The organism is Kitasatospora sp. NPDC015121 (genome assembly GCF_055562955.1).
Map to the genome: position 1 here is coordinate 1 of NZ_JBVHEH010000068.1, position 11,714 is coordinate 11,714.

At 59.8% G+C, this 11,714-nt stretch carries 12 protein-coding genes; all 12 read right to left on the reverse strand.

What is annotated here, in order from left to right:
- Window positions 1-51: 51 nt before the first annotated feature.
- Complete coding sequence (locus tag ACZ3J7_RS40185) at window positions 52-498, reverse strand: hypothetical protein (RefSeq protein ID WP_353799050.1); 447 nt, start codon at window positions 496-498, stop codon at window positions 52-54.
- A gap of 9 nt (window positions 499-507) precedes the next feature.
- A complete protein-coding gene (locus tag ACZ3J7_RS40190) occupies window positions 508-957 on the reverse strand; it encodes a hypothetical protein (RefSeq protein WP_231304276.1) in 450 nt (149 codons plus the stop codon).
- Between the two features lie 12 nt (window positions 958-969).
- Window positions 970-1,740 (reverse strand): hypothetical protein, encoded by a 771-nt coding sequence (locus tag ACZ3J7_RS40195; RefSeq protein ID WP_231304277.1) that lies wholly within the window; start codon window positions 1,738-1,740, stop codon window positions 970-972.
- Window positions 1,740-2,060, reverse strand: coding sequence for a putative phage holin (locus ACZ3J7_RS40200; RefSeq protein ID WP_231304278.1), 321 nt, complete (start codon window positions 2,058-2,060; stop codon window positions 1,740-1,742). Before ACZ3J7_RS40200 ends, ACZ3J7_RS40195 begins: the two co-directional genes overlap by 1 nt.
- Window positions 2,061-2,250: 190 nt before the next feature.
- Window positions 2,251-2,538, reverse strand: a complete 288-nt coding sequence (locus ACZ3J7_RS40205; protein ID WP_128638019.1) for a hypothetical protein — start codon at window positions 2,536-2,538, stop codon at window positions 2,251-2,253.
- Window positions 2,538-2,819 carry a hypothetical protein gene (locus ACZ3J7_RS40210; RefSeq protein ID WP_231304279.1) on the reverse strand — a complete coding sequence of 94 codons (282 nt, stop codon included), beginning with the start codon at window positions 2,817-2,819 and terminating at the stop codon, window positions 2,538-2,540. Before ACZ3J7_RS40210 ends, ACZ3J7_RS40205 begins: the two co-directional genes overlap by 1 nt.
- On the reverse strand, window positions 2,819-3,619 hold the full coding sequence (locus ACZ3J7_RS40215; RefSeq protein WP_231304280.1) for a peptidoglycan recognition protein family protein: 801 nt from the start codon (window positions 3,617-3,619) through the stop codon (window positions 2,819-2,821). The genes ACZ3J7_RS40210 and ACZ3J7_RS40215 overlap by 1 nt, the downstream gene beginning before the upstream one ends.
- A gap of 9 nt (window positions 3,620-3,628) precedes the next feature.
- A complete protein-coding gene (locus ACZ3J7_RS40220; protein WP_298773412.1) occupies window positions 3,629-5,209 on the reverse strand; it encodes a Gp37-like protein in 1,581 nt (526 codons plus the stop codon).
- Window positions 5,210-5,854, reverse strand: a complete 645-nt coding sequence (locus tag ACZ3J7_RS40225; protein ID WP_465628362.1) for a hypothetical protein — start codon at window positions 5,852-5,854, stop codon at window positions 5,210-5,212.
- Window positions 5,855-6,024: 170 nt separating this feature from the next.
- A complete protein-coding gene (locus tag ACZ3J7_RS40230) occupies window positions 6,025-10,482 on the reverse strand; it encodes a phage tail tape measure protein (RefSeq protein WP_465628363.1) in 4,458 nt (1,485 codons plus the stop codon).
- A 54-nt stretch (window positions 10,483-10,536) separates the two neighbouring features.
- Window positions 10,537-10,941: a DUF7426 family protein gene (locus tag ACZ3J7_RS40235; protein WP_298773410.1), complete on the reverse strand. Its 405-nt coding sequence runs from the start codon at window positions 10,939-10,941 to the stop codon at window positions 10,537-10,539.
- 247 nt (window positions 10,942-11,188) lie between these two features.
- Window positions 11,189-11,714 (reverse strand): DUF7426 family protein (locus ACZ3J7_RS40240; protein ID WP_435054180.1); only part of this gene is annotated, 526 nt, incomplete at its 5' end.

Sequence of the window (11,714 nt, forward strand, 5' to 3'; positions counted from 1 at the left end):
GCTCAATGCGTTTGCGATCACCTTCGAAGGACGCATCACCCTGAACGGTAACTAACCGACATCAAGGTCGGATCCACCGTTAATCGGACACTCCCCCTGGAGGTTGCCGGACGAGGTTGTCTGATCGGAATCGAACACGCCGTACCCGATGAGTGCTCGTGTGGCGTCCGTTCCGTTCGTGCGGTCGTAGATGTGCACATTGCGTGCAGTGATCGACGAGGACGGCCACGACGGACTGTTCGCGGCGATGGTGAGCTTGTTGGTCGCTGCGTCGTAGGACACGACGACACCAGTCAACTGCACTCCGCCTGCGGTGTACCCACTGCCCGATGCCTCATTGGTGATGTCGCTCTTGTATCGGTGCGCATCCTGATCAGGAGTGTGAGCTGACGTTGTGAGCATCGCATACAGGTTCGTCGCACCCGACACAATCGACACCTCCTTCGCGAACAAAGACTGAGAGAGTTTGCCGTACAGCTTGATCTGGGTAGTTGCCATGAGGGCTCCTTAGATGGTGACTTGCGAGTCAGTGATGATGAAAAGAGTTGCGGGATCGGGGTTGTCGAGGTCGTCGTACTCGTTCTGCGTGAGGGCCTGGATTCGGGTCACTCCCCCGCCGTCGCGCACAAACCCCAACGCGCCCGGTTCGGGTGGTGGGGTGCCGGCGTCGATCAACGGCCACAAACGGAAAGTCCCCGACTCAGCGGGGACTTCAATGGGGTAAAACTCGTGTGTTGGGTTGTATCTCGACCATCGGATCCCCACCCAATACGGGCCAGGATCCAACACCGGAGTCGTAAACAATCCAGTAGTTGGGTTCACAGGGACGGTGGTGCGTGCGGGTCCGAGGATCGCATCATGCGCCACACTGTCGCGGATGTCGCGGACAGTGAACACAATCTCCGCACCAACACCCAACTTCGCACCATCAGTCAACCGATCAGAAATAACAGGCATCGCTTCTCCTCATCATCCGACCGCCGGGGGCGTACCAGGATCGACAGTGCCCGGGTTCTCCACCTCGGACGAATGCTTCAACACACTCAAACCGGACCACTGCGAACCGCCGTAAAACCAGCGCCAGCGACCCGAAAACAAATCCACCCGAACCGTGTAACCAGCCCCCGGAGTCGTGAAGAACACGTTGCCCATCAACGTCACTTCGCCATCTCCACCATTGTTAGAGATAGCAACCATGTCCATCGAACGCCGGTAATACTCAGAACCGTTCGGAGCCTTCACAACGATGTCCAGATACACCTTCGCGGAACCAGTGAAACCCGTACTACGGGAACGGGTCTGCGCGAGAACCTGCCACAAACCCTTCGAGTCCAGGCGTTGAACTTTCTTGTTCGCCAGCGCTGGATCCGACACCAACGTCACACCGACACTCGGGCCGACCTGCCGATCAAACGACATCGTCCGCATCCCCGGATCATCCTGATCAATCGTGATGAACAAATTCTGGGACGCAACCCACGAGCCGTAACCGATGATGCCCTCAAGCACCTGCGCCCGGTTCTGTAGATCAAAGATGTAGGCGGCGTCTTGCATCGCTTTGTCGCTGATTGACTTCAACGGTCCGGGCCCGAAACCGCCGCCACCGAGGAACGCGTTCGCGATGTCGCCGAGCAGTTGGCCGATGTTCGCGAAGCCGGCGAAAATGTTGCTGAACCAGTTGTTTTTGAACGTCGAGACAATGTCTTGATCCCGAGGCTTACCGGGAGGCAACTTCTCCATCAGCAATCACCCCGCTCAGATCGACATCGACGCTCACGCCTCTGCACACGCACCAACACAACCGTCAAAATCAACACCGAAACCGCGCACCCCGCATACAAAACAATGCGGATCACATCACGCCCCGGATACAGCGAGTTCGACATCGACGACGCAGCGACCTGAATCAACACCAGGCACGTCAACACCTTCTCGGGCAACAACACCCGACCAACCTCGTTCGTCCACCACTTCGACCGAAACGCATAGATCAAAGTGAACGTGCACCACACCACCGTCAGCGCAACCAACAGCCAGTTACCGACTTCTCTGAGCATCATCGCCCTTCCATACTCAGCCGGAACAACTCACCGAAGTGGTTGCGCACCATCTGATCCTGAACACGCTGCCCGCGACGCTCGTGGTCCGGGCGGGCACGACGAGACGCCGCCAACCGCTTATCCACTTCTTCGTCCAGCAACCGTGCCTCGGTGACTGTTTCGTTCTCGGCGCGTTGACGCCGACGCCACCTCACGGCGCCCCCTGGGCTGACTCTTTCCGCCACTCCTCAAGCAGCCGCACCGACAACTCGGACGTAGCCGATAGCTTCGCGATGGTCTTGGCGTCCTCACCGTTCAGCGTCAACGCCTTGTCCAACGCCGACCGGAGATACGTGTTCGCCTCGCGCTCAGCATCCAACTGCTCACGATGATGAGCGCCGACGACGAGGACACCTCTCGCGATCATAAGGAAGACACCGACGACGAACCCGACGACGACACCACCCTCAATGGGGAGCGCGGAAAAGAACTCCCCCATCACCCTTGCTTGCGGTGTCGGCCGACGTACTCGTCGAGTTCCGAAGCCTGCTGCGGAGTGATCGCATTCGGCACCAACCACGCCGACACCGCAAACACACCCTGAATGCTGATCGCCAACACCACCTGCGCAGTACCCGAGATCGGCAACCCGACCAACAGCACCAGCACGTTAGCGAGCAGGCCAACGACGTTCGCGATCGTCTTGCGGTTCTGCTTCACGAACGGAATGTTCTGCACATAGGACTTGGCGAAGCCATCCAACCCGAAGTCTGCGGTCATCACTTGCCTGCTTTGATTGCCGCGGTGAGAGCGTCGATGCTCTCCTTCAGTCCGTCGATCTTGCCGACGATGTACGCGCCGTCTGCGGCATCCAGGACCGCGGCGCCACCGTGCGGGTACGACTCGGGATCAACCTGCCCTTCCGGCAAAGTGCGCGATCGGACAACACCGTTGATCCGTTCAGCCGCAGTCAGAATCGTCTTCTGCTGATCATCGTTGAGAGCCATGAGAAAACCTCCGGGGGTAGCAGGCGCAGCAGGTGCGCCATTGATTCGAGCCTGAATGTCTGCGCGGAACTTGTTCATATCCATCCCGCCGGGATCCCACTTGCCCTGCGCCGCACCAGCCCACTCCTTATGTCCGATCGCATGCGAAGCAGGCTGACCGACCTTCCGGAGGATCGCAGCGCAGCACCGCACATACGCGTCGTACTGCGCGGGCGACCAGCCCTCGGTGCCGTTGTTCTCCGCCTCGATACCGATGGTGCGTTCATTCGCGCCGTTCGTCGGTAGGCCCGGGTACGATCCGCTGCCGGCATGCCATGCGACACCCACACCGACGACAGTGGCGACACCATCTCGGGACAGGTGAATCTGCGAGCACAAGCCGAGGCTCGGATGGTTCGCGATGTAGCCGGGGTTGTTGCCGGGCGGGTTGTTGCCGGTGTGGTGTGCGACGACACCCCAAATGGTTTCCATGTCGCCGTGTCCGCGGTCTTTCCAGCCGGGGTATTCGACGACTTTGATTCCCTCGGCGCGCAAGACATCTGCGAGCCAGACGGGATCTCCTGTCCAGGTCATGTGTTTCTCCTAGGTTGAGTTGGCGATAGCGCGGATGCTGCCGAAGATCGTTTGGACCTTCTTCAAGACGCGCTCCCAGCCATCGCCGACAGTGATGGCGTCACCGAACGTGGTGACGGTCCGCATGCGGCCGTCTTCCTGCTCGGTGATCTTCACGTTCGACACGTGCTTCTCGATCACGACACCGTCATCCCAAACGGTCATGATGTCGCCGACCTTGTAGCGGCGCTCGAAGTGAACTTCCACGCCGTCGATCACTTCTACGTCTTCTCCGAACGTGAAGCCGCGGCCATCCGCGCCGCCCTCGACGACCGTCAACCGGATCGCCTCGGAACCGGAATGCGCCTTCAACGCGGCCTGTCCGACAGCGAACCCATCCAGCGACCACGCGGACGTGTTGTCGCCGAACGCTTCACCGCGACCCATCGGGCCGAGTTCCGCTTCAAGTTCCGGATCCCAGAACTGTTGGAACGCGAAGAACACATCATCGAACAGGTCGCCGATGATGTTGCCCAAACCGAGTCCAGGGAGGATCGCGTTCAAGATCAACTGCAACGCGAAGTTCGCACCCCACTCGATGACCTGATTCAGGATCTCGGGAGCCTTACCGCCGATCACCACACGTGTTGCGTCCGCAGTCTTTTCGACCCGTTCGATCCATGCGATCTGATCGCCGTCAGTGCGCCACTGATGCTCACGCCGATCCCGCTTAGCGTGCGTGTTGAACACGAAGCCGGGGTTCTGCAGCTTCCCCCACTCGGACGGATTCGTGAGGCCGAGGATGTTTCCGGGGTTGGTGAAGTTCAGGAAGTTGTCGGACGTGTAGTCCATGACGGATTGCAGCATCGAAAGGGTGTGAGTGTTGAACACGTGCGGGGACGGCAACCCATCGGCCGGCGTCCACAAGCTGATGGACAAACCGATCTCGTGCGTCTCCACGGTCTGCTTGAACAGTTCGTCGAGTTGGGTGAAGCGCGCTGACAACACCACCATGTCGTCGGGTGACTCGTGCACGATGTTCAGCAAGTCATCCAACGTGTCGATGTCGTCGAGGTCAGGCAGCTCGGGGGACGTTTTGCGGATCGGTAGAGCAGCCACGACAGGCGATCGGAGTCGTGTCATCACCTTCGACACAAACTTCTTGCACACCTGATCGGGTGGCCCCCAGTCAACGTCCTGCTTGCCGGTGATGTTCAACTGGAACTCTGGTGGTGTCGTGTTGTTCACCCACGCCAACGCCCGCAACAGCTTGAACAAGTTCGAAACGCAGGTCAGCTTGATCGTCAACCTGCCAGGCGGTCCCGCGACTTGAGCCTCCATAACCCGCCCATCCCACGGGATTCCATTGTGGCTGGTGCGGATGTGAATGACTTTCCGCCGCGGATGCGACAAATACGACGCCATCGGATGATCGCCACGAATGTAGATTTCCGCGGTGGTGGGGATCGCCCAATCCCACTCGAAAGTGGTTCCCGCCATGTACGCGCCGAGAGGCCGCCATGACATGGCATCTGGTGAACCGACCTCGATCCGGAAACCTTTGACCTCGGTGGTGTTGGGGCGCGGGTATCCGGGGAGGGCGACAGTCATCTAGAAGCCCTCCCTGAATAGTTGCGGCAGCGTCACTTTCACCGAGGTGTTGGTGTTGGTGCCGGTTCCTTGGATCGTGATGGGGACGGCGATTGGGCCGGCTGGGTTTCCGGGGATCTGCTTGTACCAGGCGCGAGCGATCCACGACCGATCGTTGCCGGCGCCGTCTTTGATGGAGAACCAGTTCGGGTCGGTGTTGATGGTCCACACGTCGCCGGCTGCGATGGTGGGCAGTGGGACGAGTTCGCCAGCCCAGCCGATCTTCGGCAGCGTGATGGGGCCGGTGATGACGATGTGCGGCCACACCGGCTCATCCGACTCCGATTCGATAGCGGCTGTTGCGAAGTCCGCGGCCTTGAATGTCTTGACGGCAGGTCGCTTGCGCCACCACGTCTCGTCCGACCGAAGTGTTGCCGGGTCGTTGAGCTGAACCCCAGCATCCTTCAGTAGGCGTATGTCCATCGGCCCGAACTTCGTCGACAACCTCACGTACTGGAATTTCTCGCCACCAGTTTCGGTGATCGACCAGAAGGTGTGTATTTCTTTGCCACGGCCCAATGAGTGCCGCCACAGCTTCCCGAGCCGCAACGCGTCAGCCTTCGGGACAGGTCCGACCTTGCAGTCCAACCCGATGAAGTTCGGCATGTCATTGCGGGCAACCCACGACACCCCAGCCTGACCCACATTCTTCTGGTCATCGTGCGTGAACTCGGCGCCCTCAGTACCCGTCGGTTCCGTACGAAACGAGACGGGACAGGCAGGATCGTTGAAATCCCAGACTGTCCCGTCTGCGCATTCGAGGACATATCGCCTACTCATATGCCGCCCTTCAGGATGTTGATGTTCGCCATGCCCGAGTCGCGGTCGACGTTCACCTCAGCTCGGATCGGCTCACGGTTCTTGATCGCCAACAGGATCTGTTCGAGGACCGGCTGAATTTCCTTGGTCGCGTTCTCGAACCCCTTCTCCAACTGGGAGGAAGAGTTGCTGCCCGTGTCGAATTGGCCGGTGAACTTACCGTCCGCATCGAAGCCACTGGCGAGCGCGAATGCTGCACCAACACCGAACGCCGCAGCGTTATACGCAGCAGCACGACGACCATTCGCCGTCGTCGGCACCTTCAACCCCGGCTTCTCCCCCACATAGCCACCGAACCCTGTGAGTCCGCCGTCAGCCATCGGCACCAACTCGTAACCGAACCGGCGTGCAGTCTCCCGAGTGATTGCGACTGAACGGGTGCGCTTCGACGGGGCGTGCGGAATGTAGGACTCTCCGCCTGTTCCCTTCTCCGCGAACCGAATCAAATCCGCACCATCGCTGTAGAGGCCGGCTTGGTCGGGGAGGTTCATTCCGCCGTTCTCGAACACCTTGAACCCGCCAGACCAGATCAGGTTCGGATCCTTCCCAGCAGCATCCGATGTACCACCAGCCGGCGCCGACGACGGAGCCGACTCAGGCGCCGAATACGACGATGACGATGTTCCGGGCCAGTTGGTGACGAACACCCGCTGCCCATCCGTCGCCAACGCAGCGCCACTGTCAGTAGTGCCAACAGTCATCTGACCGTTGCCGCGAGCATTCGACGCCGCGATGATCTCGTCCGCCTCAGCAGCCTTCACCGCATAATTCGAACCATCCGCAGTGCCCGACTGCTGCACCTTCTGCGCCGCCTCAGCTTCCGACATGCTGTTGTAGTCGAAGTCGTCGAGCTTGTCGTAAAACATGCCCGCCGCACGAGTCGGATCCTTCCGGTCCTCCAACGTGCCCCAACCACCGTTATCGCGCTGCTGCATGATGCCGGCGTTATCGCCATCCATGCCGTGGTCGAGGTTCTGCAAATCGGTTTCAGCGAGGGCGGTCATGACCGCGGCCTTGATGCCCTTATCGCTGATTCCGCGGCGCTTACCTTCCGCGATCACCTGATCGGCGATCTTCTCCCGCTCCGTCCGAGTATCCGGAGCAGCAGGAGCCGCATCCTTACCAGCACCCGACGGCGCACCCAACGGTTCCTTCGACGCCGCATGCACATGGTTCTCGTGCTGCTGCATCGTCGCCGCACCATAGAACGACGGATCGACGATCTTCCCGTCCTTGATGTTCCGAGTGAACCGCGGATCCGAGTAAATCAACTCCGCCAACTGCGACTGGTAGTTGTCGGCGAGGTAGTTCGCCCACGCCAACTGCTCATCGGTGTTTCCTGAGCCGTTGGAGTAGTCGACTGCCTTACCTTGGCCGTGGTAGTCGTTGGTGTCCCGATAGGACGAGGTGAGTTGCAGTCCTGGTGCGTGTTGGGATGCGATGCCGGTGAACGACTCGACGACACCACCGTCAGCCATCTTGATGGCGTCAGGTCGAACAAGCCCGAATCCGAAGCGGCGAGCCACATCCTGCAAGATCGCCTCCGAGCGTTTCCGCTTCGACGGCGCCCCCGGAATATAGGCTTCCCACTGCGTTTCACCTTCCGCGTACTGCACCGGCCCGAGCGGGGACTTCGTGTAGATGCCCTGCCCCGACCCTTGCTGAATGTGAGCGGTGTCGATCATCCCGTCCGCACGCGAACGAACACTGCCATCAGCCTGTGTGACTCCGAAGTAGTCCTGCGCACGCTGCGCCGACCATGCCGGGGCAGTCGAGTTCACATCCGCGATGCGCTGAAGCTGCATTTGGACAACAACTTCACGATGCCCATTCCGCATCAGCCAGTCTTCAAGAGCCCGCGTGGCTTCTTTAGTCTCGGCGTAAACCTCGACTTCACCGTCCGGAAGTTCCCTCGTCTTGATTCCCAACGATTCCAGATGCGCCATCGACTCGTCGGTCAATGCCTCGGTCGTGATGATCTTGCTGTCCGGAGTAGCTTCGATCTTTCCTTTCAACACGTCCAACTCGTACTTGGCTTCGGGCATACCAGGTTGCTCGATCGTGGTCCTCGCAAACTCGGGTGTCAGCCCAAGCGTCGCAAGGTAATCGACAGCCGCCTGATTGGACATGCCCGTCGCCATGACCTGCCCGAGAAGGGCGTCATAGTTTTCGTTGTACTGCCCAGTCAAAGCCTCGACCGTGTTACCCGCTTCCATACCCGTTCGGATCTGATTGCTGAGCGCATCGGCCATACCTCTCAGGCCGTCGTCCATCTTGACCTGAGCCTCATTGTTGCGATCGATCGAACCAGTCCAGTTCTCAATCTTGATCGCAGCACCATCAGCACCAACACCGATATCAGCGATCGCCTTGTTGACCTTCGCCGACTCGTCGTTGAACGCCGCCGACAGTTTCATATCCCCGGCGAACTCGTTGAAACGGTTCTGAGCTTGATCGACAGCAGGCACCAACGTGTTATCCACGAAATCGGCGCCCTGATTCAGGCCATTCTTGATGCCCTCACCAGTCTTCTCGGCAGCGTCAGCCATCCCATTCAGCTTGTCCGACAGGCCACCAACACCAGCATCGAAACCAGGAATGACCAGGCCAATGACGAAGGAAAGCTTGTCGAGGCCGCCGACCATGTCAGCGAGGGACCGCAAGATGCTGACCGACATGTCCGCGCCGGCACCCGCAAATTCGGCGAGCCCACGCATACCATCAGCAACGAACCCGAGCACAGCCTTCGCGCCCTCGAATGCACCATTGCCGACGTCGATGAAGAACTGGATCACACCGGCGCGGTTATTCGAGATGTTGTCGGCAAACTCCTTGATGTACGGGCCGAATGCCTGCGCGAGAGCAGCTTTCATGCCATCGCCAGCAAGTTCGATGGACCGCATCGCGCCTTCAACGGATGTCGAGGCGTTGCCGCCCATCACGTTGATCGCACGCCACGCCGCACCCTCGTAGTCGTTCATCGACTGGATGGCGGTATCAAGATCCATCGCGAACAGGGCTTCGCCAAGATCCTCTGCCTTCGTCCCGAATAGGGCCGTTGCAATTGCTGCGCGTTCCTGCTCATCGCCGACTCCGCGAAGTTTGTCCAAGACCTGCCCCAACGCTTCACGTGCACCCTCGCCGCCGCCTGCGATCTTCTTTCCCATTTCTTCGGCGTTGAATCCTAAGGTCCCGAATCCTTCGGCCATCTTGGCATTGTTCGAAATCAAATCCTGCTGGCTCAGCGCTACACCGTCCTGCTCATAAGCAAGATCCGCAAACGCTTTTGCGCTCAACTCGCTGCCATCGATGGCGCGAATACTGAACTCTTTCAACGCATCCGCAGCAGTGTCCGTGTCTCTTGCACCAGCTTTAACGGCCTGGGACATCAGGCCGATCGAATCAGCTCCGGTTAAACCAAGCTTACGAAACTGTGTTCCGTATTCAACAACCGTGTCGAGGAAGTCTTCGGAGTTGTTCAGCCCAAGCTGAGTTGCTTTTGTGAAAAGATCAAACGCGTCTTGTGCATCGACCGCAAACCCAGTCTTGAGTGCTTGCCCTGCGGCGCGAGCGACAGCCGGTATTTCTTCCTCCATAATCATGGACACGCCGTCGAGACTGTTGATCATCTTCTCGGCGTCACGTTGTGTTGCGGCTGGATCCAGGAGACCGTTGCGCAATGCGAATTTCGCTGTGTCCAGGTTGCCTTCGACGGACTCACCGAAAGCGTCTGCGTAGGACTCGCCCGCGGCGAGACCGAACTTCCGCGCCTGTCCCTCCGTGACACCAGTGCGCGCCTGAAACAGATCCTGCGTCTTCTCCTGCTCCATGCCCTCTTTGATGGCCGCAGCGAGCGCAGCACCAGCCGTCAAACCGATGACAGCGACACCAAGCAGCGAACCAGCGATAGGGCCAGTCGATGACGCGAGGTTGCCGATCGTGTCAGTGAAACCGGACAGGAAGTTGCCGCCAGCCTGATCACCGGCACCAGCGCCGCCGTCACCAGCCTGCCGATACAGGTCATCCAGGTCACCCTGAGCGGCCTGCAAATCCTCCCGAAGCCGGTTACCCAGTTCGATATCGTTCAGCGCACCAGCAGCTTGCCGTGCGCCGGCACGGATTTCGTCGATCCCACGTGCAGCGTCGCGGGCCTCGTTCAGGAGGCGGTCGTTCATGACGATGTCGTCGACTGACTGGTCGGCGCGTTGCGCGTTGCGTTCCAACTCTTGGATGCGTTGCGCGGCTTGCTGCGCCTGACGATCCAACTGCCGATTGATCTCCACAGCTTGCGCTGCTTCACCTGCGCGGGCAGCTGCGCGGGTGATGTCCTGGAAGCCGTTGCTGATCCGTTGTGTGGATTGCCGTGACTGCTGCTCGGATCGTTGGGTTCCCTGGATGAAGCGGGAATCGTCCAATGTCAGTCGGGCTACCAACTCCCCTACATCAAGCAATGGTCAGCCCTCCAGTGTTCAGGTTTTCGGTTTGATCGTGGCGAGGAACTCGGTGGCCTTTTCGAGGTCGACGAGTTTGCCGAGTTGCGCTAGCGCCCAGTGCGCTTCGCCCATATCGGCGGTGAAGCCGTAGTGGATGATCGCGGTGCGCCCGGCGTGGAAGATCATGGGCCAGGGCAGGTCGTCGGCGACCATCTCGTCGTAGACGCCGCCCGACCATTCTTCGGTTTCCGGATCGATCTCGGCGCCGAGGATTTTCAGCGCCTCGAACACCTGCTCTACCGGCGGTACACCTTCCGCGATGACCTGCTTCCGTAGCCGTGCAGCCTCGGGTGCACCAGGCGCCGGCACGGTGTACGTCTTCCCGCGGATCGGTAACTTCAGATCCGGGTCGAAGAAAGTATCCAAATCCTTGTAGGCCATCAGACTGCTTTCGGGTGTAGGGCGTCCCAGAGGTTGGTGCCGGGGGTGGATGCGTAGTGGTCGATGCGCAGTTTCAGCCACCGCCACGTGCGGGCGTTGAGGAGGCCGGATTCGATGTCGTGTCCGTTCGCGTCGAGGTCGAGTTCGATTGCGTGCCAGTGGTTGAGGACATCAGTCCACGGCCGATCTACGGTCTCGTCGACCTGTGTTTTGCCGGGTGTCGGGTTGTACCAGTCGCGGACGCCGGTTACTTCGTCGTACGGGCCGCCGCCAGGATCATCCGGTCCGTAGGTTCCCGGGGCTGAAAGATCTTGCGGGCTAGGGTCGCCCCCACTCTCGATTGGTTCGGGGGTGGGGGCAGGGGATTTCCCGCCAAGACGCCACCAGCCGACTCCCACACCTGTTGCGCCCGCTCAGGCCTCAAAACAAAGGCCATCGCAACGCGACCAGCGAGAACGATCTTCGGCCACGAAACACCGGCGTCAACCATCTCCTGATAGGTGTCACCGAGCACGTACATGATCTCGGCGCGTTCCTGCTCATCATCCAGCCGAACTTCTGAGCTCAGCAACATCATGATGTGCAGGCCTTGCTCGGCACTGCATGAGACCCGGAACTCGCGCCCACCGATAGGCAGGGTGAGTTCCGGGTCCATGAGTTCTGCGAGGTCACGCATACGGGACTGTCTGAATAACGGTGGATCCGGTCCTTGATTCAACACGCCGAGCTGAGCTTGGCGGGAAGGATCGACGATGACCGAAACACTTGATCCC

Bases quoted from the DNA above. Each gene is read 5' to 3' on its own strand.
- ACZ3J7_RS40185 (WP_353799050.1), bottom strand. From the start codon at position 498: ATGGCAACTACCCAGATCAAGCTGTACGGCAAACTCTCTCAGTCTTTG.
- ACZ3J7_RS40190 (WP_231304276.1), bottom strand. From the start codon at position 957: ATGCCTGTTATTTCTGATCGGTTGACTGATGGTGCGAAGTTGGGTGTT.
- ACZ3J7_RS40195 (WP_231304277.1), bottom strand. From the start codon at position 1,740: ATGGAGAAGTTGCCTCCCGGTAAGCCTCGGGATCAAGACATTGTCTCG.
- ACZ3J7_RS40200 (WP_231304278.1), bottom strand. From the start codon at position 2,060: ATGATGCTCAGAGAAGTCGGTAACTGGCTGTTGGTTGCGCTGACGGTG.
- ACZ3J7_RS40205 (WP_128638019.1), bottom strand. From the start codon at position 2,538: ATGGGGGAGTTCTTTTCCGCGCTCCCCATTGAGGGTGGTGTCGTCGTC.
- ACZ3J7_RS40210 (WP_231304279.1), bottom strand. From the start codon at position 2,819: ATGACCGCAGACTTCGGGTTGGATGGCTTCGCCAAGTCCTATGTGCAG.
- ACZ3J7_RS40215 (WP_231304280.1), bottom strand. From the start codon at position 3,619: ATGACCTGGACAGGAGATCCCGTCTGGCTCGCAGATGTCTTGCGCGCC.
- ACZ3J7_RS40220 (WP_298773412.1), bottom strand. From the start codon at position 5,209: ATGACTGTCGCCCTCCCCGGATACCCGCGCCCCAACACCACCGAGGTC.
- ACZ3J7_RS40225 (WP_465628362.1), bottom strand. From the start codon at position 5,854: ATGCCGAACTTCATCGGGTTGGACTGCAAGGTCGGACCTGTCCCGAAG.
- ACZ3J7_RS40235 (WP_298773410.1), bottom strand. From the start codon at position 10,941: ATGGCCTACAAGGATTTGGATACTTTCTTCGACCCGGATCTGAAGTTA.